Source organism: Peribacillus simplex NBRC 15720 = DSM 1321 (assembly GCF_002243645.1).
GTDB classification, from domain to species: domain Bacteria; phylum Bacillota; class Bacilli; order Bacillales; family DSM-1321; genus Peribacillus; species Peribacillus simplex.
In genome coordinates this window covers 59,640-83,124 of record NZ_CP017704.1, presented here as the reverse complement: position 1 = coordinate 83,124, position 23,485 = coordinate 59,640, and the positions used below count along the sequence as shown (strand labels likewise).

General features: G+C 37.1%; 22 protein-coding genes. 16 read left to right on the top strand and 6 right to left on the bottom strand.

Going from position 1 to position 23,485, the window contains the following annotated elements; translation table 11 throughout:
- Positions 1–172: 172 nt before the first annotated feature.
- A complete protein-coding gene (locus BS1321_RS00400; RefSeq protein WP_063233607.1) occupies positions 173–886 on the bottom strand; it encodes a GntR family transcriptional regulator in 714 nt (237 codons plus the stop codon).
- Between the two features lie 545 nt (positions 887–1,431).
- Between BS1321_RS00400 and cuyA the strand changes: the two genes are divergently transcribed.
- The 11 genes from cuyA (at position 1,432) to BS1321_RS00345 (ending at position 12,476) form a co-directional block, all read left to right on the top strand.
- On the top strand, positions 1,432–2,427 hold the full coding sequence (cuyA, locus tag BS1321_RS00395; protein WP_063233608.1) for a D-cysteate sulfo-lyase: 996 nt from the start codon (positions 1,432–1,434) through the stop codon (positions 2,425–2,427).
- A gap of 618 nt (positions 2,428–3,045) precedes the next feature.
- A complete protein-coding gene (locus BS1321_RS00390) occupies positions 3,046–3,549 on the top strand; it encodes a DinB family protein (RefSeq protein WP_063233609.1) in 504 nt (167 codons plus the stop codon).
- A 633-nt stretch (positions 3,550–4,182) separates the two neighbouring features.
- On the top strand, positions 4,183–4,833 hold the full coding sequence (gene sigH, locus BS1321_RS00385) for an RNA polymerase sporulation sigma factor SigH (protein WP_063233610.1): 651 nt from the start codon (positions 4,183–4,185) through the stop codon (positions 4,831–4,833).
- 849 nt (positions 4,834–5,682) lie between these two features.
- Positions 5,683–6,654 (top strand): sugar-binding transcriptional regulator, encoded by a 972-nt coding sequence (locus BS1321_RS00380; protein WP_063233611.1) that lies wholly within the window; start codon positions 5,683–5,685, stop codon positions 6,652–6,654.
- A 93-nt stretch (positions 6,655–6,747) separates the two neighbouring features.
- Entirely contained in the window at positions 6,748–7,170 is a 423-nt protein-coding gene (locus tag BS1321_RS00375; RefSeq protein WP_063233612.1) for a transcriptional regulator GutM, read from the top strand.
- A 21-nt stretch (positions 7,171–7,191) separates the two neighbouring features.
- The gene (gene srlA, locus BS1321_RS00370; protein WP_063233613.1) at positions 7,192–7,737 is read left to right on the top strand and encodes a PTS glucitol/sorbitol transporter subunit IIC; all 546 of its coding nucleotides are present in this window, start codon (positions 7,192–7,194) and stop codon (positions 7,735–7,737) included.
- Positions 7,738–7,750: 13 nt separating this feature from the next.
- On the top strand, positions 7,751–8,776 hold the full coding sequence (gene srlE / locus BS1321_RS00365) for a PTS glucitol/sorbitol transporter subunit IIB (RefSeq protein WP_063233614.1): 1,026 nt from the start codon (positions 7,751–7,753) through the stop codon (positions 8,774–8,776).
- A gap of 56 nt (positions 8,777–8,832) precedes the next feature.
- Complete coding sequence (locus BS1321_RS00360) at positions 8,833–9,198, top strand: PTS glucitol/sorbitol transporter subunit IIA (protein WP_063233615.1); 366 nt, start codon at positions 8,833–8,835, stop codon at positions 9,196–9,198.
- A 192-nt stretch (positions 9,199–9,390) separates the two neighbouring features.
- Complete coding sequence (locus BS1321_RS00355; RefSeq protein WP_063233616.1) at positions 9,391–10,191, top strand: SDR family oxidoreductase; 801 nt, start codon at positions 9,391–9,393, stop codon at positions 10,189–10,191.
- Positions 10,192–10,951: 760 nt separating this feature from the next.
- Complete coding sequence (locus BS1321_RS00350; protein ID WP_063233617.1) at positions 10,952–11,683, top strand: cytochrome P460 family protein; 732 nt, start codon at positions 10,952–10,954, stop codon at positions 11,681–11,683.
- 103 nt (positions 11,684–11,786) lie between these two features.
- Positions 11,787–12,476, top strand: coding sequence for a DUF4405 domain-containing protein (locus BS1321_RS00345; RefSeq protein WP_063233618.1), 690 nt, complete (start codon positions 11,787–11,789; stop codon positions 12,474–12,476).
- A 114-nt stretch (positions 12,477–12,590) separates the two neighbouring features.
- Here the strand turns inward: BS1321_RS00345 and BS1321_RS00340 are convergent, their stop codons facing one another.
- Positions 12,591–13,508, bottom strand: coding sequence for an AraC family transcriptional regulator (locus tag BS1321_RS00340; RefSeq protein ID WP_063233619.1), 918 nt, complete (start codon positions 13,506–13,508; stop codon positions 12,591–12,593).
- Between the two features lie 403 nt (positions 13,509–13,911).
- On the opposite strand from BS1321_RS00340, the gene BS1321_RS00335 reads away from it, so the two are divergent.
- The 5 genes from BS1321_RS00335 to BS1321_RS00315 all read left to right on the top strand — a co-directional run bounded on the left by BS1321_RS00335 (position 13,912) and on the right by BS1321_RS00315 (position 20,168).
- Complete coding sequence (locus tag BS1321_RS00335; RefSeq protein WP_063233620.1) at positions 13,912–15,084, top strand: MFS transporter; 1,173 nt, start codon at positions 13,912–13,914, stop codon at positions 15,082–15,084.
- A gap of 99 nt (positions 15,085–15,183) precedes the next feature.
- On the top strand, positions 15,184–15,924 hold the full coding sequence (locus BS1321_RS00330) for an SDR family oxidoreductase (protein WP_174524169.1): 741 nt from the start codon (positions 15,184–15,186) through the stop codon (positions 15,922–15,924).
- Positions 15,925–15,994: 70 nt separating this feature from the next.
- Positions 15,995–16,846, top strand: a complete 852-nt coding sequence (locus BS1321_RS00325; protein WP_063233622.1) for an aldo/keto reductase — start codon at positions 15,995–15,997, stop codon at positions 16,844–16,846.
- 954 nt (positions 16,847–17,800) lie between these two features.
- Complete coding sequence (locus BS1321_RS00320) at positions 17,801–18,838, top strand: Gfo/Idh/MocA family protein (RefSeq protein ID WP_063233623.1); 1,038 nt, start codon at positions 17,801–17,803, stop codon at positions 18,836–18,838.
- A gap of 310 nt (positions 18,839–19,148) precedes the next feature.
- The gene (locus BS1321_RS00315; protein ID WP_063233624.1) at positions 19,149–20,168 is read left to right on the top strand and encodes a Gfo/Idh/MocA family oxidoreductase; all 1,020 of its coding nucleotides are present in this window, start codon (positions 19,149–19,151) and stop codon (positions 20,166–20,168) included.
- Between the two features lie 355 nt (positions 20,169–20,523).
- Here BS1321_RS00315 and BS1321_RS00310 read toward each other — a convergent pair whose 3' ends face one another.
- From BS1321_RS00310 to BS1321_RS00295, 4 genes are read right to left on the bottom strand one after another with little or no spacing between them, the layout of a single operon-like run.
- A complete protein-coding gene (locus BS1321_RS00310) occupies positions 20,524–20,817 on the bottom strand; it encodes an antibiotic biosynthesis monooxygenase family protein (RefSeq protein ID WP_063233625.1) in 294 nt (97 codons plus the stop codon).
- A 15-nt stretch (positions 20,818–20,832) separates the two neighbouring features.
- On the bottom strand, positions 20,833–21,288 hold the full coding sequence (locus BS1321_RS00305; protein WP_063233626.1) for a heme-degrading domain-containing protein: 456 nt from the start codon (positions 21,286–21,288) through the stop codon (positions 20,833–20,835).
- 14 nt (positions 21,289–21,302) lie between these two features.
- Complete coding sequence (locus BS1321_RS00300; protein WP_063233627.1) at positions 21,303–22,481, bottom strand: MFS transporter; 1,179 nt, start codon at positions 22,479–22,481, stop codon at positions 21,303–21,305.
- Positions 22,482–22,523: 42 nt separating this feature from the next.
- Positions 22,524–23,255: an IclR family transcriptional regulator gene (locus BS1321_RS00295; protein ID WP_063233628.1), complete on the bottom strand. Its 732-nt coding sequence runs from the start codon at positions 23,253–23,255 to the stop codon at positions 22,524–22,526.
- Positions 23,256–23,485: the final 230 nt, after the last annotated feature.

Here is a 23,485-nt window from a genome sequence, read left to right as displayed (position 1 = left end):
ATGATTAATCCTGGAAAAATATCCTGCGGAACGGCCGGAAAAAGAGAGAGAAGGACGAATTATTCCCCGAATCGTCCTAAATGCTACCTGAAATCCGTAATATATACCTAATATAAAAGGGTTCCTCCATTGCGGACTGAATACTCGCAAATAGGCACCCTTTATTTTAATTTTATTGTGATACACGTTTTATGTAATCAAGGTAATAATCATAGTTTTTTTGGATATGGATCGTATTGATCTTTATTGCTTTTTCTACATCTTTGTCACGAATGGCATGGATTACCTGTAAGTGCTCGTTGTTTCGTTCCTCATACCAAGATTTATCAACCATTGTAACATCTTCATTACGGGCCGATAAAAAGGAAATTCGAAAAGAAAGCCATAATGAATCCGTAGTCTTTTGGAGAAAGGTATTTCTCGAGTAGGAATATAATAAGCGGTGAAATTCAATGTTTGCTCGACTTGCCGCTATTCGGTCATTATTATTTATGGCCTGTTGCAGTTTATCCGTTGCCCATTCCAGTTTTTTTAATTCCTCTTCCGTAATTCCTTCACAAGCTTTTTGTAAAGAATAGTTTTCGAGCATTTTCCTGATTTCCAATTCTTGCTGCAAAAGTTCAATATCCACATTGGATATGACCATCCCTATACCAGGTTTTACCTGAAGCAAATTTTCCTGTTCTAATTTCCTCAAAGCTTCACGAACCGGTGTACGGCTACAATTGAATTGTTGGGCGATATCATCTTCCGTTAAACGGTCTCCGGGCAAAAATATCCCTTCAATGATCGCATTTTTAATAACAAAAAATATAGCTTCCCTTAAGGGCTTAGAAGAATAATGTTCTATTTGTTCTGTAATATATTGATAGTGATTGGTTTCCATGGTGCTCCTTTCTAAAATCCAATTATATACAAGTATATTTATTTTATCTTAAAAAACGATTGAAGTCATTCTCTGCTTCAGACTTTTGATTGTTTATATATTTCAAAGGGTCGAGTCTGTATATGTTTCGGCACAACTAATTTAACTTTTAGATCATATAAAAAAGTTAGTTTACATGATCTATGAAACAATTATAACCAAATATGCTTACAAGGCTATTTATCCTTATTGGCAAGGTATAAAATTCAGGGAAGCCCCAACCATCCTGAAACTGGGGAACTGCCTGATAATATTGGGGAAAACAAGCGTGTCATAAAATAAGCGGAAGCAAACTAACAGTAAACATCGATTTTGAAGTGAGTCACTTTGCCTCGATGAATGATGTATGCTATCCTGCTAGAAGTGCAATGAAGTTGCTCGTTTACCTAAACATGCTAAGATGGAAATAGAGGCGTTTGCTATTATTTATTTTCTAAAGTAACGAGAACGTCAGATTGATATTTTTTTCTTTAATTTACAACAGAGGATACAGGAGGAGTTTTAAAATGAATTTAGCACGATTTCCCAGAAAGCGATATACACCAACATATACACCCATTGAGAGATTAGAGCATTTTTCTGAAGTTCTTGGGGGCCCATCCATCTATGTTAAACGAGATGATATGCTTGGTCTGACGGCTGGAGGAAATAAAACAAGAAAACTGGAATTCCTTGTTGCCGATGCGTTGGAAAAAGGCGCAGATACGTTGATCACATGTGGAGGCATTCAATCAAATCATTGTCGCTTGACACTAGCTGCTGCCGTTAAAGAGAAAATGAAATGCATCCTTGTATTGGAAGAGGGACTTTCAAAGGATTCAGAGCCGGATTTTAACGGTAACTATTTTCTCTATCATTTATTGGGGGCTGACCAAATTATAGTTGTACCTAATGGATCGGACTTAATGCAAGAAATGCAGAAAGTGGCTAAAGAGGTGACGGAGAAAGGACACCGACCTTACATCATTCCCGTTGGGGGATCCAATGTCATTGGTGCAACGGGATATGTTGCATGCGCTCAGGAGATTTTAGCACAGTCCTTTGAGCAAGGGATTGATTTGAAAGCAGTTATTTGTGTAAGCGGCAGTGGGGGAATGCATGCTGGTTTGGTTGCAGGATTTCATGGAAATCAAAGTGGAATATCAGTAATTGGCATAAATGTAAGCAGAGGAAAAGCTGAACAAGAAGAGAAAGTTTTTCAGCTTGTTAGAGAAACTTCAACACACATCGGCATACAAAATTCAATCCCTCGTGAGGCTGTTACGTGTTTGGATGAGTATGTCGGACCGGGTTATGCTTTGCCTACACCTGAAATGGTGGAAGCAGTCAAGCTAATGGCAAGAACAGAAGGGATTTTGTTGGATCCGGTATATACGGGTAAAGCGGCAGCGGGACTCATTGATTTAATTCAAAAAGGCACCTTTAAGCCGGAGGATAACATCCTATTTGTTCACTCTGGTGGTGCTTCATCGTTATATGCCAATACTTCGCTCTTTAATTGAAATGTCATTATATAATAAATTCTAATGTTAAAGTGGAGAAAAGCTGGCTCATTTGCATAGCCCAAATGCCAAGACAACAGAAGCAGTGAGAGTATTCTAAACGATTCATTCTATACATAATATGCATGTTGCCTAATCCCACTTTATTTAATTTATTAATCCAAACAAGCTTTCATGCTGAATTTTAATAACTTTATGCTCTGAGTATATAAGCGTCTTGGTGGAATTTAATTGAAAAGTTCCTGTAATTGTCAAGAGGAGAGCACGAAAACCATATGAAAACTGATCATAGAAATAACAATCAAGGCTTAAAATGAAGAACAATTTTATTTTAAAGAAGTAACAGGAAATGATTCAGCAATGGATGGACGTAGAACATTATGGAGCCTGTTCCCCAATGTGCTAAATGGTAGCGGAATAGACTATTATCCATGTACAACAGAGGATTCTACAGTTGTAGAATCCTTTTTAGTTTCAAAATCAAATGGTTAAAACGGATATCATTTATTTCAACTAAAGTTGCATTGCATGTTTAATAAGGAATTCGTAATGAGGGAACATATGTTTTATAATGGTTTTTGAGTAAGTAATTATCTATCGAAATAGGGGAGGTATTATATGTATATTAAAATTTCAGATTTTATTAAAGAATGGAATAAAGAAGCCACACTGACTCAAAATGTTTTGGATAGTTTGACTGATGATTCATTAGAACAACAAGTTTATCCTGAAGGCCGCACTTTAGGAAGAATTGCGTGGCATTTCACCACGAATATTCCAGATTATCTAGCTCATTTCGGGTTAAAGATAGACCGGATAGAAAGTTCAGAAAACGTTCCATCTTCAGCCCAGGAAATTGCTATCACTTTTAAAAATGTAAGTTCTCACGCAGCCCAAATTATTGAACAACAATGGACAGACGAATACCTAGAGCAAATACAAGAAGCGTTTGGAAGACAGGAAACAAATGCTTCCATCCTTATGGGACTAATCAAGCATATTGTTCATCATCGCGGACAAGTTACGGTTCTGATGCGTCAAGCAGGAATAAAACCTTCTGGGGTTTATGGACCGCCAAAAGAAGATTGGATTCATTTAGGTGTGGAAAATCCACCACTTTAATACTATGTTATTTAAATGAAGTTGAAGAGGAGACGGGCGCTAAGTTTAATAAATATATCCCAATTTCTCAATTTAATCACTGTTAATAAAATGTTAAAGCATCCTTTGAAGGGTGCCTTTTTATTTTTCCAAGGAAAGTGTTTAAATGAAACCAGCTAATTTGGAGACGATGTTTCAACTGGCATTCTCCTTGTTTTTCCTATTAAAGCTAATGAAGTAAAACTAAAAATGCGATAGATCAACATGCCTTGCATACAATGAACGTTTATTCCGCCTTTTCCTTTTGATTAGGCTATGTTAAACCATTAGTGCAGAACAGTTTATTAGGCCGCAATATCCTGGACCCCCACCCTAATCGTCACCCCCACCGGTACAACTAAATCCGTCAATGATTAGGAGTTAAACAAAACGACTTTAAAGACGAGACCTTCACCAAATTAATTAAAGCTGACTGAAAGTGTATAGTTATAGAGCAGGACTTATAAATATCAGTATTTTGTAGAAAAATGTCGTTATTTGCGAATATCATTATCGTCATTTCTGAGATATTATAATATTGAATGTACTTCAATACATTGAAGTGGTAATGCAACCTTTATGTCGGGGCTCAACTTAGTGAGTGGGGGAAAATAAATGAGTGTAATCATCGAGAAGAAACGAGTGGAAAACTATACTCATATGGAAGATTTAATGTTGGTTGGGAAAATCCATAATGGTGATGAAGATGCACTGGACTTTTTAATCAAAAAATACAGATGTGTCGTTCAATCAAATGCTTTGAAGTATTTTTTAACGGGTGGAGATAAGGAAGATGTATTACAGGAAGGGATGATTGGACTATATAAGGCCATTCGAGACTACAAGAATTGCAAAAAGTCGTCTTTCAGATCATTTGCGGAACTGTGCATTACAAGACAAATCATAACCGCTGTTAAAGCGGCTATTTGCCAAAAGCATTCTCCCTTAAATAATTATGTTTCATTGTATACGCCTATCTATCAAGGGGAATCGGAACAGGCTCTAATTGATCTAATCCCTGAACTGAGACAAAATGACCCAGTCACGATCTTAATAAAATCAGAAGAAATTTGCGATATTGAGCTAATTTTAACGGAAGTCCTTAGTGAGTTGGAAAGTAGTGTTGTGGACTTGTACCTGGAAGGAAAAACTTATATTGAAATATCAAAGGAACTGAATGTTCAAAAAAAGACGATCGATAATGCACTTCAGCGGGTAAAAAGGAAGGTGGAGCGGTACTTCGAGTCAAGGAAGTTGGAAGAATAATAACTATAATTATTAAACATAAAGAATCTATTCAATTCTGAATGGGTTCTTTTATTTTTTCTTTCTACTTAAATTTTCAAATCTATTCTTATCAATGCATCAACAATAAATTTTATTCAAGAAAAAGGCGCGATTCATGAATAAGATTCGCTACTTAATTATCTGGTAAAGGGGAATAGAATTTATCAGTCAGTATAGTAAGTAAAGTGTTTAATAACATTGATTTTCGAGATAGAGAGTCCTAGTTTTAAAAAAGTAATACTTGGCCTACCATGGTTTGGAAATTACACCCTCAAATGATAAAATTTAGTAAGGGGATTCCCTTTTTCATATTATTAATGAGATCTCGGATAACAAGCGAAGCTAGGACATTACTTGGAGGAATAGGGGTTCAGACGGGATGTACAAATGCTCCAACGGAAAGTAATTATTCACAAACGGAAAAGTTATAACTATTATAAAAGATTTTAACGAGGGAAAAGAAGGTAAGGGGAGGTCACTGTTAATGTTGTGTAACTTGTTCGACAGGCCCGTGAATGAATTTGTCGATGATTTGTATGATTTTGTATAAGTAAAAAATGATTTGATATTACAAAAAGATGCAAACAACATAATGGTCAGATTGATAGAAATGAAGCAGCCTGATCAAATGGAGCTGCTTCATTTATTTGTGTTTTTTCGATGGATAATAAGTCCACACCCAGCACAAATGACATAATATTTTTAAAATTTGCACAAGTGGTATTTTTTTGTTGACGTAGCTATTTTTGTAAGCGTATACTAAACTCAACAAAGCACAAATGATTACAGTTGCACAAATGTGCATATCGAAAAAGGGTGAGGGACTAAATGGATAAAAGAGAAGAAAAAAGACTCTTGGTTAAAATTGCGCAAATGTATTATGAAGAAGATATGACTCAAGGTGCCATTTCAAAAGAATTAGGTATATACCGAACTTCCGTCAGCAGACTTTTAAAAAAAGCAAGGGAAGATGGAGTAGTTAAAATTACTGTTAGTAGCGATATTGATGGAGCTTTTGAATTGGAACGTCGAATGGAAAAATTGTTTGGCTTAAAAGAAGTAATTATTCTTCCTGAAAAGAGAGACAGTACAGAACTGGATAAAAAGAAAGTGGTAGCAGTAGCAGGGGCTGAATTACTAAAACGAATTATTAAAGACGGCGATGTCGTAGGCTGTGCCTGGGGAAGTACAATGGCCAGTATGATCGGTGAATTTACCAATGCCGGAAAAAAAGACGCTCATTTTGTCCCTTTAGTAGGTGGGCCTGGACCAATGGATACGAAGCATCACGTCAATAGAATTGTTTATAATATTGCAGAAGATTTTGGAGGAACTTCTTATTTTATTGATGCTGCGGCAGTAGTAGAAAAAAAAGAGACAAAGGATGACATTGTTCAATCACACTATTTCACTAAAATAACTGAGCTTTGGGACAACTTAACAATTGCAGTAGTAGGGATCGGGAACCCAAACCAATCATCTAATTTAGTCTGGGCTGGCTTTTGTGGCAATAGAGAAATTGAAGATTTAAATCAACAAGGTGCCATTGGTGATATATGCTCACGATTTTATGATATAGATGGAAACCTGATTCAATCTGACTTAACTGATCGAACAATAGCCATTGAGCTGGAAAAACTAAAAAATATTCCTTACTCAATCGGTATTGCAGAGTCTGTTGAAAAAGCTCCTTCTATTATTGGCGGATTAAGAGGAGGATACATTAACACTCTGATCACCACTGAGGAAACGGCAAATGCAATTATTGAAATTATAGAAAAAGGAACTGCCTTATATTAGGAAGTAGGGATTAATTTTAAACCTGATCTTTTTATCTGATTGTAAGCGGAAACAAGATGTAAGATTCAGTTCATATGAAAAGAGGAAATGAAAATGCTATGGTATGTCGTTATATTAATTGGTTTTTCTTGGCTCCTTCAAAGCATTTTTGGATTTTTGCAAATCAAGCATTTCAATAAAAAGTATGCAGAGTTGAGAAAGCTTGGAAGGGTCGCGATTGGGAAAAAAACGGGACTTATTAAATCAGGCACTGTCGTAATGTTTGCAATTGACCGAAAAAACAACATTTTGAAAGCCACCAAAATGCAGGGAGTGACCGTGCTTTCAAGAGTAAGGAACTTAAAAGGATTTGAGGGGAAAAATCTCTTACACCTCGGTGAAGAAGATTTATATAAAGTAAATAAGTTAACAAGGTTAGCCATTGAGGATGCACTGAACAGCTATCATGTTATCTCTAAAGGGGGTGAATTGAAGGTTAAGAAAGGCTGGATTGATTTACTCTTATCAAAAAAATAGGAATTATATGAGGTGAATTGAATGGATTGGCTTACAAATGCAGCAGATGGGTTTATGAATTTATTTAGAGCAGGGGCCGAAACTTTTGTCGATTTAGTAACAGGTATTGTTCCACTTCTTATCATGCTTTTAGTTGCAATGAATGCCCTTATACGGTTGGTTGGAGAAGAAAGAGTGGAACGAATCGCAAAGAAATCGAGTAAGAACCCACTTACAAGATATTTTGTTCTTCCGGTAATTGGAACGTTCGCTTTGGCAAATCCAATGACATTGTCACTCGGGAAATTTTTGCCAGAAAAATACAAACCAAGCTATTATGCTGCTGCTTCTTATTCCTGCCACACGCATAACGGACTTTTTCCACACGTTAATCCAGGAGAGTTGTTCGTATTCTTGGGAATTGCTGCAGGAATTACAACGCTGGGATTTGAAACTACAGAACTAGCCCTTCGTTACTTCTTGGTGGGTATTTTTACAAACTTTTTAAGAGGCTGGGTAACAGATTTAACAACTTATTATGTATCTAAACAGCAAGGCGTTAAATTGAAGGAAACAGTGGATCTCTAAGGAGGGGAAAGCGATGACTCAAACGGTTACGCAGTACAAGTCAATTATCGTCAATGCAGGGCAAGGAGGATTTGGTGGGCCATTAGTGATTTCACCGACAGAAGAAAAAAATAAAGTGGTTTATGTAACGGGCGGAACAAGACCGGATATTGCAGACACCATTGCAGAATTAACAGGCTGTGAATTAGTCGACGGTTTTAAAACGAGCGTACCTGAGAATGAAATGGCGTGTGTCATTATTGATTGTGGCGGAACGCTCCGATGTGGCTTATACCCAAAAAAAAGAATCATGACGATCAATATTATGCCTACTGGACAAAGTGGCCCGTTAGCAATGCACATTACCGAGGACATTTACGTTTCTGGAGTAAAGTCTCAAAACATTGAATTGTATGAAGGTGCTGCAACACCTCCAATACCCAATGTGAACAATGCTAACGGACAAGTTGAGAAAACAATATCTAAACCTAAGTATAGCGCAGATAAAAAAATTAGTGAACAAAGAAAGCCTAAAGGAGTCATAGCACGCATTGGGATGGCGATGGGTTCCATCGTCAATGTGTTTTATCAGGCTGGCCGTGACACGATAGATACTGTCATTAAAACCATTTTACCGTTTATGGCTTTTGTGGCCATGTTAATCGGAGTGATTAAAGCATCTGGAATTGGTGATGTATTCGCACAATATTTATCACCATTTGCAGGCTCTTTGCCGGGCTTGCTCTTAATCTCTTTAATATGCTCATTCCCATTATTATCACCATTCTTAGGACCGGGAGCTGTTATTTCACAGGTCATTGGGACATTAATTGGAGTGGAAATTGGAAAAGGAAATATCCCTCCGCACCTTGCATTGCCAGCTCTTTTCGCGATTAACTCTCAGGCTGCAGCTGATTTTGTTCCAGTTGGGCTAGGATTGGCAGAGGCAGAAGTGGAAACCATTGAAGTCGGAGTTCCTTCCGTATTGTACGGACGTTTTTTAACCGGAGCACCTACCGTTTTTATTGCTTGGCTTGCAAGCTTCGGTTTATATGAATAATTACTAGAATAGATTCTGAATAGATTATTTAAAGCAAAGAATTGGAGGAGTTTCTTGTGCAGACAGTTTATCAAACTCAAATTAACCAACTTGGTCCATCTGTCTCTGATTTTCTTGGAGAAAAAATGTTCATCCTATTCGGAGCTGATGCTCCGAGTGAATTAGCGGATTATTGCCTATTAATTGATGTAAATGAAATTAATGGTGAAATCGAAAAGGGTGACATTCTCGTCTTAGGCAATCTTCAATATACCATTACCTCTGTAGGTGACGTGGTAAAAAAGAATTTAGGTTCACTTGGACATATCACGTTAAAATTTAATGGCTCTGAAACGCCAGAATTACCTGGCACTTTACATCTTGAAGAAAGAGATATACAAATGCCGCCAGCAGGAACAACTCTTCGAATCTTGAAAAAATAAACTTGTCAAAGGTTTAAATAGAATTAAATGCAAGAAGAGGGATGTTTCCTCGAAGGAGAAAAACTCTCCATGAAAATTGCATCAGTTAGAGTTAACACAGCTAATACAAGAAAAAAATTATTTAGAGTTTGTTACTTATTTTTAAATTTCACCTATGATCCTCGACTCTATATTTAATAAGGAGGAAAAAGAATGAATGAATCATGGCATCAATTAGAAAATAAAGTGGCAATTGTTACGGGTGGTGCATCTGGAATTGGCTCGAAAATAACAGCACATTTAGTAAAGAACGGTACAAAGGTGTTTGTTTCCGATCTAAATGTAAATACTGGCGAACAAGCTGATGGAACTTATCATATCCAATGCGACGTTACCAATAAAGAAAGCGTTGAAAATATGGTCACCAAAGCCACAGAGCTATTTGGAACTGTAGATATTTTAGTTAATAATGCAGGTGTAAACTTACCACGTTTACTCGTTGATTTCCGGGGAGAAAAGCCAGAGTATGAGTTAAGTGAAAAGGATTTTGATTTCATGGTTGCCGTCAATCAAAAAGGACCTTACCTTTGTGCTCAGGCAGTTGCGAGAGTAATGGTGAAAAATAATAAAGGCGTTATCATTAATATTTCTTCTGAGGCAGGTATGGAAGGATCTTCTGGACAAAGTGTTTATTCGGCAACAAAAGGTGCTGTCAATGGCTTTACCCGTTCTTGGGCAAAAGAACTAGGGAAATTCAACATCCGCGTAGTTGGTGTTGCGCCAGGGATTAATGAGCAAACAGGTTTAACAACAGATGCTTATAATGAAGCATTAGCATACACACGTGGAGTGACAGTAGAGGGTCTTGGATCAGATTACAGCAAAACGATACCACTTGGACGACCTGGTAAATTGGATGAAATTGGTGAATTGGTCACTTATCTAGCTTCAGACCGTTCTAGCTATATTACAGGTACAACCGTTAATATTTCAGGTGGAAAATCCCGCGGATAAATAATGGCATCAACCATAAGAACTTATTCATATTATGAATAAATAGAAGGATGCTGGGTGTTTTTAAAATTCAACATAGAAGCGTTGTATGTTCTATCATTTAACTTTTAAGTAAGTGTTTAATTAACAAACAGGTGCTTTAGTTCATTAACAGGGGTTGCTGCGGCAGCCTTTTTTTTATGGAACTAACGGGGCAGGTAGTTTAAGTACATTTCTTCACAAACTCCATTTTATATGTTTATACTCCTGGTTAAATCTTCTTTGCCCTATGTCATTCTCTTCTTCTTCAATTTATTGACGCTATTTTTCATAGGGGATAACAATAGACTCTTCACCAATAATATCTCACTGGTATCGTTATGACTTATAACAGTTAAGTCATTTCATTCTATTAAATAATTCTATACGAAGATATTTGTGATTTTGTCAAAATAACATGCGTATAACTTTAATTTTTATTGTGGTAGGAATAGGCAACCATTTGATAGGAATAGGATATCGGTCGTTTTTTCATTTGCTGCATAATAAAAAAGCCTCTACTTTTTCTAAAACAATTATTCTGTTGAAATAAAATCCAAAGTTTCTAAACAGAGTAGTGAAAAGAAACATAAGCAGCTAGTCCCCAATAATAATAGTCATTACCTTTGGTATTCAGAATTCAGAATTTTTAACCATAAAACAGCACCACATCCCAGAATCTTATACTATTTTGACTCCAACGAATCAATACAAATACTAAAAATTGTAGGAGGAAAACAATATGAAAAAACTATTATTTACGTTCCTTGCATTGGTGATGTCCCTCACTCTTACTGCTTGCAACAACAATAATGACACAAATGGGATTTCTCAAAAGGATCCATCGGGTGATACCTCACAGCAGGAGATGGCTGAGTTCAGTCGTGAACTTGTTAAATTCCCTGAGAACTACGATAAGGGTGTGAACTACACGACTGTAAATCGAGGAAATGTCAGAGAGGAGCTCTACACGAGCCAGGAAGCAATAGAAGCGGTACAGAACGGTCAGCCAATCCCTGACGACACCGTAATCACTCTCGAAATCTATAGGGATGAAAAGCTTGATGAAATCTTCGTGATGGAAAAGCGCGATGGCTGGGTAGACCAGAATCCCCCTGAGATGCGTAACGGCGATTGGCTATACCAGGAATTCAATGGAGACAAGTCAGTGGATTACGAGGAAGACATCGGTCGCTGCTTTTCTTGTCACGCCAATCAGGAGCGTGATGACTTCGTGAACACGTTGGATGAAATGAAGAAATATGATCTTGAAGATTTTACAGGATCAAAGGACAGCAGTACAGAATCCAAGATTGCAGGTATTCCTACAAATCACTGGGAGGTAAAAGCGTTAGACGATAATCTGGAGGCCTCGCAGGATATTTTGAATGGAAATAGCTTAATGGAAGATGAAGAAAAAGTGGGGATTATCCAGAAGGTTCTTTTGATGATCCATTTTAATCAAGAGACATAGGGGATTTTCTAGCATTTAAACGAAATTTGAATGATATCATCAATAATACTTCCCTACGAGGAACCGACCCAATTATTAAATAAAGTTGAAAGAGGAGAGCCTTTTGAATCGAAATATGTTAATTAGGCTGGTTATTGACCTTTCAATGACCTTTCTGATGTTAGTTGCTATGGCTTACCATATTACCGGAAATACAATCCACGAACTGGTAGGAGTTTTATTGTTTTTGTTGTTTATTGCCCACAATATTTTAAATCGAAGATGGTATAAGACGATTTTTAAGGGAAAGCACAATGTACGACGTATTCTGAGTATTGCGGTCAATTTGCTTTTTCTCGTATCTATGGCTGTAGTGATACTAAGTTCTGTACCAATTTCCCATGACATATTTGCCTTTATTCCTATAAACAATGACATGATTCTATTACAGATACATGTTATGACTTCATATTGGGGATTTATCTTCATGGCTGTGCATATAGGAATATCCTGGGGAACAATTATCAATGCAGTACGAAAGATGACGGGAATTACTAGCACCAGTCGTATCCACACAATTGTGTTTCGTGTCATAGCGGTGATGATTGTTGTTTATGGTGTGCAGGCTTCTTTCGAGAGAGATATGTTTTACAAGTTAACGGTATATAATCCATTTGGTTGGAACATTGATAAGTCCTCCATGGGATTTTTAATAGATCATCTATCCATCATGGGAATATATATTTGTGGGACTCATTATGCTCTGAAATTTGTTCGGAAGCAGGATAAAGCTTTGGCATACAAAGACAGGTAAATTGCAGAATGAAAAAGTGCATTAATCCGGGATTAGATTAATGCACTTTTCTATATTATTTAAAGTGTAGGTGCCACTAAATTAATACATAGAATGAACCTATGTGAAGGGGAATCAAGCTTTTACCCTTTGTTCATATTGCTCCTTCAGGTGCTTTATATCTTCTATTGGTGGTAAACCAAACATGCGCGAATATTCACGGCTGAATTGTGATGGACTTTCATAGCCTACCTGGAATGCAACATCTGCTGCATCTGCTGATTCGGATAATAACAGGCTTCGGGCTTCTTGAAGTCTCAGTTGTTTTTGGAATTGAATTGGGCTCATCGCGGTTATCTCTTTAAAGTGCCGATGAAGTGAAGAAACACTCATATTTGCTATTTCCGCAAGTTCCTCAATCTTAAAAGACTTTTCATAGTTATTCATAATATGTTCAATCACGTCACTGATTTGATGGGTAGAACTTCCTTCTATTGCTATTTGTTTTAGCATATTCCCATGTTCTCCTTGCAGAACCCTATAGATGATTTCTTTCACGATTAAAGGAGCAAGTACCTTGATGTCTTTTGGAGTATCTAGCAAACGAACTAATCTTGTTACCGCGTCTAGCAAAGATGGCTCTGTTTTGCTGACATACATACCTCGTTTTGCATTTTCACTTTTGTCAACTCCCATTTGGAATTCACGTAACACCTCTAATATTTCACTCGGTGTAAATTCAAGTTTGAGAGCAAGATAAGGCACTTCGGAAGAGGCTTCCATGACTTGTCCGGTAATTGGCAGCTTAACGGATGCAACAAGGTAATCGGCAGGACCGTACCTAAAGAGCTCCTGTGACAACAATACCTCCTTCATCCCTTGAACCACAATGCATAATGAGGGCTTGTGAACTCCGTAATTTGGTCCAGTATCATTAGAATAACGGGAGAAAAATAAAGACGGAATAGCAGTCATTTGAGTACCGTCACGTCCTGTGTGATCCTCTATGATTTTGGCGAGCTCAACTCTTTGTCTATATAATTGTTCAAACATAAAATCCTCCTTTGTTTTCTTCATCCGTGTTGGTCCCATTATAAGGCTAATTCACTTTCTGCGTAAATGGTCGTGAGAGGATTGGGCAATCATTTGAGAAGAATGGGATACCGGATGCTTTCTCCCTTGTAGCATAATAAGGATGCGGTTAAATAATATAACCGTTTAAAGCGATAATAATGCAAATAATGAAAGATAAATCATGCAAAGCGTAGAGTAGAACGAAATGATCCAGAAGTTTCTTCTAATGGGCTGATTGTATGGAAATAAGCTGTTGTTATGCTGTGACTTCCAAGTGTAGAAGTTCGAGGGGGATTTTTACTGGTAACTAAACAAGATACAAAAAGTCTAAAATGCAAAACTTGATATATCACATCATAGATAAAGGAGTAGATAGAACAGAATGAAAAATACTTGGAAAATTTACATGCTGACCCTTATTAGCTTAGTGGTCGGCACTTCACAATTCGTCATCGTAGGTACGTTGGATCAAGTGGCTGCTTCCGTCGATGTATCGGTAGCAACCGCAGGTCAGCTTATTACCGTATTCGCTCTCGGTAACGCAATCGGAACGCCCCTTGTTATGGCAGCAACCTCTAAGATGGATCAGCGTAAGCAATTGTTACTGGCTCTGGCCATCATACTACTCGGCGTCATTGGGGTAATCACTCTTCCAGGCTTTGGATTGTTGATGGTCTCTCGCGTTTTACTGGGGGTAGGAACAGGGGTCTTCGTTGTCACTGCCTATGGTATAGCTGCAAAACTGGCGGCTCCTGGACGTCAGGGTGGAGCGATGGCTAACATCGCAATGGGGTATAGTTCTTCACTTGTCTTCGGTGTTCCCCTTGGTCGGATGATTGCTTCGTCTTATGATTGGAGGGGCATCTTCTGGGGCATTGGCCTCTTCAGCCTAGTGGCTATCTTTGCTGTTGCACGGACGATTCCGGTCATGGAGGGCGAAGAGTCTGTTTCTCTGGGCAAACGTCTTGCCCTCTTGAAGAATCCGAGGATCGCACTCACTCTTGGTGTAACCTTCTTTGTATTTATTAGCTATTCGATGCTCAATACGTATATCACTCCCTTTCTGACCGCCGTTATGCCAACCATGAAAGGAAAATTAAGTATCATTCTCTTAGCTATGGGGATAGCAAGCTTGATTGGCTCTAAGGTTGGTGGCTTATTGGCAGACCGGATCGGCATCGTTCGCACGCTGGTCGGCTCCATGGTTGTCCACATCATCTCGCTATTGTTGCTGTCAACTGTCTCTGGATTTGGATGGGGAATGGTTACCCTCCCATTGCTTATGATTTGGGAGATCGCTGCTTGGACGTTCGGGCCTACCCAAAACTTTAACCTAGTCTCGTTGACTCCAGAAGCCTCTGGTATCGTGCTTAGCCTGAATAGTTCCTTTGTACAACTTGGATTTGCCGCTGGTGCTGGAATTGGAGGTATTGTTGCGGGAAGGTCATCAATACTAGAAATCAGTTGGGTTGGAGCTACATCAGTCGTGATTGCTCTACTGATTGGAGTGTTTTCATTTAGACGCGGCCGTGAGCTCTCAAGTGCACAGCAGTGAAGTTTTAGAAAATAGATTATGCAGATGCTTTGCTTTTAGATGGCAAATCATCTGGATTAATAAATTTACTTTTTATTTAAGAAAGGATAGATATAAATGATATCAAACAAAAAAGATAAAGTTGTGATTATTACAGGTGCTTCTAGTGGAATTGGAGAGGCAACTGCTAAAAAACTTGCGTCTAAAGGTGCGAAGTTGGTCTTGGCAGCTCGTCGTGAAGATCGTTTACAACAGTTACAGAAAGAAATCGAAAAAAATGGTGGAAAAGCTATTTATAAAGTAACCGATGTAACGTCACATGAACAAATGGAAGAGCTTGCTGAGTACGCGCTTCAAGAGTTTGGAAAAATTGATGTATTAGTGAATAATGCTGGCGTTATGCCACATTCATTTCTTTATAAGAAAAGAATCGAAGACTGGAATAAAATGATTGACGTAAATATTAAAGGCGTACTTTATGGGATTGCGGCTGTGCTTCCGTCCATGAGAGAACAAAAATCAGGACATGTCATTAATTTGTCTTCAGTAGCTGGACATGTTGTTGGAGCTGGAAGTACGGTCTATGCAGGAACAAAGTTTGCTGTACGTGCAATTACAGAAGGTCTTCGCAAAGAAGAGTTAGGTAACAATATTCGTACAACCATTATCTCACCAGGAGCTGTTACGAGCGAATTAATAAATTCCATTACAGATATGGATCTTAAACCAGGAATCGATAAAGCTTATGAAGGTGCGATAGACGCTGAGAGTATTGCTGGTGCGATAGCTTTTGCCATTGAACAACCATCAGATGTAGCAATTAATGAAATGCTTATTCGTCCTACACATCAAGAGAGATAATTTAACACCAATAAATTTTGTTTATTGTAAGTAGTATGTTCCGATTTGTTAAAAAACAGGAGGTTTTTATATGCAAAAAGTAATTTTGAACAATGGTGTTGAGATGCCTATACTAGGCTTTGGTGTTTTTCAGATTCAAGATGAAAATGAGTGTGAACAAGTCGTTTATGACGCTATAATGGCAGGCTATCGTCTGATCGATACTGCTGCCTCTTATCTAAATGAAGAAGCAGTCGGCAGAGCAATCAAACGGAGTGGTGTGCCAAGAGAGGAATTGTTTATTACCACAAAACTCTGGGTTCAGGATGCTGGTTATGAGAGCACAAAGAAAGCATTCGGTAGTTCACTTGAAAGACTGCAATTGGATTATTTGGATTTGTATTTAATTCATCAGCCATTCGGAGATGTATATGGTTCTTGGCGCGCTATGGAGGAATTGTACCGCGAAGGTAAAGTCCAGGCTATCGGAGTTAGTAACTTCCAAATGGACCGTCTGATGGATTTGATGACTCATAATGAAGTAATTCCTGCTGTAAACCAGGTTGAGACACATCCTTTCTGCCAGCAAATAGAAAGTGCTAAATTTATGAAAGAGAACAATGTTCAAATAGAGTCTTGGGGACCATTTGCTGAAGGAAAAAATAACATGTTCCAGAACGAAATTTTAGTATCAATAGCCGAAAAGCATAATAAATCCGTTGCCCAGATTATTCTACGATGGTTGACACAAAGAGGAGTCGTCGCGATTCCGAAGTCTGTTCGTAAGGAAAGAATGATTGAAAATTTCAATATCTTTGACTTTGAATTAGGCCAAGAGGATATGGAAAGAATCGCTACTTTAGATACGAAAGAAAGCTTGTTCTTTTCACATCGCGATCCTGAAATTGTGAAATGGATTGGTACCCGTAAACTTGATATTTAATGCTATCATTCAACTTGCGTTAATTCTGTGGTAGTTCATGTGTATTTTCATTTCAAAAACAGCCAGTTTACCTAACTGGCTGTTTTTATTAAATTATTACGTTCTTATTGAACTCCTTCAGTTTAATAGACAATGCTCACGAATACTCGCTCAATTTTCCCTTCCTTTTCCTTTACCTACTTAGAAAAAACAAATTGTAAGAGCAGATAACGCCTCTTTCCAGAATGGGGAGGGATATGCTGTTTTGATACTCACACAGATAATGTCGCTGAATAATTTGTTTTTTTGTTCAGAAACTAAGACTGGTAATAATATGAAAAATCTCGCAATGGTACTTTCCATTTATTTTTTTAAACTTTCATTGTATTTGTACCATAACTGTTTTCCATATACCTTCAGATCCTTTTGGACTGAAAAATTTGTCACCCTTACGCTGCTTTTTTAAAAGGATGTCTTTAAAGTGTAAAAACATGTCTTCAAAACCCAATTACTTTTATTATATGTTTTTATATAATCAGCTATATTAATAGGAAAAATCATCAATCATTAAATTTATAAAAAAGAAACCGGTTACATAAGGGTGTTTTGCATCAAAAAGAAAAATTAGCGGAGCCCTGCGTATCTTAAAATAGATAAAGTGAACCTTGCTCAGCATGTAATGAAAAAAGTTTTTTACTTCAAAACCTTCGGTTACCGATGTTTCTTAGAAAAAAGCAGAAATGATAAGGGGGATATCTCAGCTTTTTTTGGTTAAATACTCCTGTTCAAGCTAGTGAAACTTTAGTTTGGAGAAGAAGAAAGACCAGATGGGTTCAGCGGATTATGCTTGATAAATCCCTCCTATTCGCAAAACAAAAACATTTAATTAAATAAATAGCTTTTTTAATCGTATAAATAAAAATGATTTATTTATACAGATACCATTTTAAAAAGCTAATTAAAGGAGTTGGAAGAATGGCTACAAAAGTTCGTTGGGGAATTTTAAGTACTGCGTACATTGCTCAAGATGAATTACTTCCAGCATTTACGGATGCATTTAATGCAGAAGTAGTTGCAATCGCTAGTTCAAATAATAAAGTATACGAAATTGCTTCAAATTTTAGGATTCCTAAGATTTACGGGACTTATGAGGAGTTGTTAGATGATCCAGATATCGATGCAGTTTACATTCCTTTGCCAAATGCATTCCATTCAACCTGGGTAAAGAAAACAGCTGAGAAAGGGAAGCATGTCTTTTGTGAGAAACCTGCAGCCTTGACTGTAATAGAAGCAAAAGAAATGATCGAAGTATGTAAGAAAAATAGCGTTATGTTTATGGAAGGTTTTATGTATCAATTTCACCCACAACATAAAAGAGTAAAAGAAATTATTGCTTCCGGTGAAATTGGTGAAGTAAAAATTATGAGGGTGAGCCTTTCTTTTTTCCTTGAGGATCAAATTGGAAATATTCGAATGAATCAAAAATTAGGCGGAGGCAGTATCTATGATGTCGGTTGTTACTGTATACATTCAATTAGAAATATTTTAAATACCGAACCTAAACGGGTTTTTGCTTCAACTCAAAATGACATATCTAATCAAGTAGATATGTCAGTAACGGGAATAATTGAGCTTGAAAATGGGATTATTGCTGAGTTTGATGCTGCAATGGACCGAACAAGAGTGGGTCAATATGAAATTATTGGGACAAAAGGCACCGTTCAAGCGCCAAGAGCCTTTATACCTCAAAATGGAAATGCGCATATTGTTATAGTTGGTGAAAGTGGAAATTATAGGGTAGAAGATTTATACGGACAGCAATACACGTTAGAAGTAGAGTATTTCTCTCAATTAATATTAGAAGGGAAAATGCAAGAGGATCTTTTAGAAGATACCATTCAAAATATGAATGTTATTGAGGCGTGTTTTAAGTCTATTGAAAAAGAAACATTTGTAAATTTATCATTAGGGGGCCAGTCCCATGCCCGTCAAACTCAGGAGCAGTTCTTTTAAAAAAAATGATGAGCTGACAAAAGAAATGAAGCATTTGAGAAGGGGAAGTTATCTAATCTAAAAATTAACATATGTAACTATTCAGGCTGCCTAAAGATATACAAGACAAATAGAGACTATCAAGCGACAGTCCCTATCTTCCAGGGAGTAAAATACCAAGCAATCGTTCCTGTCTCGCTGTATTCTTTGAGGGTTTGGAAAATGGATTTACCTTGTTTCCGTAAGGTGCCAATCACACTTTGAGTTGAAGGCAGGGACTTTCCTAAATAGGTAAATGTATATACTAAATAAATTCTCAGGAGGTTATTTTATGAATAAACTAAATGTTGGTTTAATTGGTGCTGGAAGAATGGGAGCTTTTCATGGGGAGACGCTTGCCTATCGCTTACCACAAGCTAAATTATATGCGGTTGCAGCTCCTGCACCTGGTGCTGCAGAAAAATTTATAAATCAATTAGACATAAATGCAAAAGCATACACAGATCCGATGGAATTAATTCAAGATCCTGAAATAGACGCCGTGGTGATTACTTCACCAGCACGTACACATGCTAGTCATGTCCTTGCTGCTTTTAAACAAGGTAAAGCGGTATTTTGTGAAAAACCTATGGCTGTTAATTTAAAAGAAGCAAACGAAATTGTTCAAGAGAGTGAAAAAAGTAATATTTTGGTTCAAGTTGGTTTTAATAGAAGGTTTGAAAAAGGCTTTAAAGCTGCCCATGAAGAAATTGTATCTGGTAAAATTGGTATGCCACAATTGTTAAAATCAACAACAAGAGATCCAATGCTAAATAGAGCGGAATCAATTCCAGAATGGGCGATCTTTTTAGAAACCTTAATCCATGACTTTGATGCATTAATGTATTTGAATCCTGGTGCAAAGCCTGTTGAGGTGTATGCGGTGGCAGATGCGTTAATTCGTCCGGATTTAAAGTGTAATGGATTACTAGATACTGCTGTTGTTACGATAAAATTTGATAATGGTGCGATAGCAACTGCAGAAGCGAATTTCCAGGCAGTATATGGTTATGATGTGAGGGCAGAGGTTTTCGGATCTGAAGGTATGCTTACTGCAGGGGGAATCCGTGAATCTAGCATGACGAGATATAATCATAACGGGGTAAGTTTTAATACATGTCGATATGATCAAGATTTATTGTTTGATGCTTACATTGCGGAATTGAGAGGTTTCGTAGTATGTGTGATTCATAATAAACCAGCATTAGTAACTGCGGAAGATGCTCGATGGTCTTTGAAAATTGCACTAGCTAGTATTGAATCTGTGAAAAGAAACAGTCCTATTAAACTTGATCAGCATGTTATGATTTGATTCATTAGTAGAAGTGATTGAAGGGGGATTCCCGCATTCACCACCACCTTCATTTGCAGGCGTAGGGATGCTTTGTGTCCCAAAATAAAATCCTTCTTAAACTATCCTGCCCCTTTAGTTCCTTAAGGGGTACTGCCACATACCCATCAAGCTAAGACAAAACATTACCCCAAAAACGAAAAAAACGCTATTCTTTCTGTAATATGCTTCGTAAAAAGTTTAAGAGCATTCAGCTACTGTTTAAAACTTTTTGACATACAAAACAAATGAGGCATGAGTCCGATTGAATACCGAACTCATGCCTCATAAAGGCAGTCTTTTATAACTGTATACTTGACAGGTACATGTTGATTAATCATATTTTAGTTCTGTATAGTGCAAGATTTTTGGATAACTCATCAAAGAAGTATCTGAGCATAGAGTCCCATTTCTTGAATTTAGCACTCCCTACAAAGCCATCAATATGGTCTTCTAAACTATTCCAATTAACAACAAGTATAAAAAGAGTTGGATTCTCTTTATTTCGAAGCAGTTTGTGAGATAAGTACCCCTCAGAATTGCTTAAAATAGGGAATGCTTCGTTAATTGTCTGTATAAATTCCTCCACTAGCTCTTCTTTGATGATTAACATGGCATGTTCGACAACCATTTGTTTATAAACTCCTTATTTTTTTAAGAAATGTTTTACTCCCTCGACAGCATAATCGTGATCAAGTTGAGGTGTAAGCCCTGCTACTGTTACACTCCCAATTACGCCTATGTTTTTAATACGTATAGGAAAAGAGCCGCCTATAGCTTGATAATCAGATGATTGAAGAAGAGAGCTTTCATTATGGGTCGTTCCTTGCTTTTCGAATCTCGCTCCAATATAATGTGAGCTTCGGTTGTAATGATCCACTACGCGTTTTTTTCGATATAGCCAAAATACATTTTCTTCAGAAGTACCATCCATTAGATAGGTGAATAAAGGTACTCGATTACGCTCAATATGAATAGCTACTGCTTTGTTATTTTCTTTTGCATAATTAATTAATGTCATACCAAGATTTAGAGCATCTTCATTTGTAAATGTTTCAAATTGTAATTCCTTTTCTACGTTTTCTAGTTGTTGTAAGTTCATAAATAAACTCTCCCTTAAAATAATTTTTGTTTTTTATCTAATTTATAATTCAGTACGGATAGAAGATATGCGAATGCCACCATAATCGCACCAATCCATGCCGTATCTAAATACGTTAAATAGTCTACTGCTAATCCACCTAAGGTAGATCCTGCAGCGATCCCTACATTAAAGGCTGATATATTTAGTGCAGATGCAATATCTTTTGCAGAAGGAACCAATTTTTCAGCAAGCGTTACAATGTACGCTTGAACTCCTGGAGACATCATAAATGCAAATAAACCTAACAAAATAATAGATAAAATACTTAATCCTTTACTAGGTAGTAGTATCATTTGTAATAAAAGTACGATACCTTGGAGTAAAAAGACGAAGCGTAATGATTTAACTGGATGCTGATTGGCCATTTTCCCACCTACTATATTTCCAATGGCAACGGCAACTCCATAAACTAAAAGCAGCAATGAAATAGATCCAGCTGAGTACCCACTGATTTTTTCCAGTATAGGAGCGAGGTAGGTAAATAACGAAAAAGTTCCACCAAAACCTAATGCGGTCATTAATAGTGCCAGTAGAATTCGTTCATTTTTCACAAGTTGCCCTACATCTTTAAGAGTAGGAGGATTTGATTGTCTGTCCACTTTATCAACGGCAAATACATTTACGATTAGCCCAATAATGCCGAGTACAGCTACCGCACCGAATGTAGCGCGCCAACCAAACTGTTGTCCAATATAAGTCCCCATTGGAACACCAGCTATGGTTGCTACTGTTAATCCGGTAAACATAATTGAAATAGCTGTTCCTTTTTTGTTTTCTGGTACGATATCGGCAGCAACTGTAGCTGCAATTGCAAAAAATACACCATGTGCGATAGCAGTAATAACTCGTGAGATCATTAATACTTCATATGTTTCTGAAATGGCCGAAACTGCGTTACCTAAAATGAAAACAATCATCAAGATTAGTAAAAATCCTTTTTTTGGAATACGCCCTGTAATAGCTGTTACAATTGGAGTTCCAACAGCTATTGCTACTGCATAACCAGAAATTAAAGCGCCAGCTTTTGACACCGAAATAGATAGATCATCAGCAACTGTTTGAAGTAAGCCTACAATGACGAACTCAGTTGTTCCAATGGCAAAAGCACTAGTGGCCAAAGAAAATAATGCAATGTATACTTTTGTTGACATCTCTTTAATCTATTCCCCCTTCAAATTTTAGGGTGTTTTCCATCAAAGCATTTTCGATATACGCGAACTACATTGAATAAGTTTTTTACTTAAATCTTTATCTAATTTTTTATTCAACCGAAGGGCTGGACCAGCTATCGCAACTGCTGAAATCATATTTCCCTCAAAGATGACAGGAGCAGCAATACAGCGTAAACCTATTTCTGTCTCTTCGTCATCTACTGCGTATCCTTGCTTACGAATGACCTTTAGGTGTTCTTTTAATAAGTGTAAGTCTACAAATGTATTTTTTGTATTTTGTACTAATGTCAATTCTTTAAGGATTCCATCGAGCTTGGTTTTGTCTAAAAAAGCTAATATGACTTTTCCTAGAGCGCTTAAATGTACAGGAGACCTGTCGCCAACCTCTGAGTGTGCCCTCATTGAATGAGTGCCATCAACAACTTGTGCGGTGACTACTTCCGTACCATAAAGGATTCCAACATAGGTTGTTTCTCCAACTTCTCTACTCAATTCATATAAAGGTGGAACCGATAACCAATTTGCTTTTGAGTTAAAGGAAGTAGATAAAAATCCCATCTTATTAGTAAGACTATAGGAATTATCAATCTTTTTAACATAGCCCATTATTTCAAGGGTATATAACAAACGAAAAGCTGTTGATTTATTAAATGAGAATGTTTGTATAACTTCTCGAAGTGTCATATCCTTTTCTTGCAAAGCATCTAAAATTAGAAGTCCTTTTTTCAGTGTAGCTACTTCGTATTGCTTCAATGGATTCACCTCTCTTTCGTACGTTGTTCATAATATATTATTGAGAAATAAGATTCAAAAAAAGAGAAAAAGTTTCTATATTTGAAACAGAACCTTTGAATAACGTTAGTATTAAGTAACATTTTCCTTCATTAGATTTAGCATTCAAAATATAAAATGAATTATTCACCCTTGATGGAATATGAATAGTGGGAGTTCCGGTAGATATTGGATATATTATATAGAGTTCG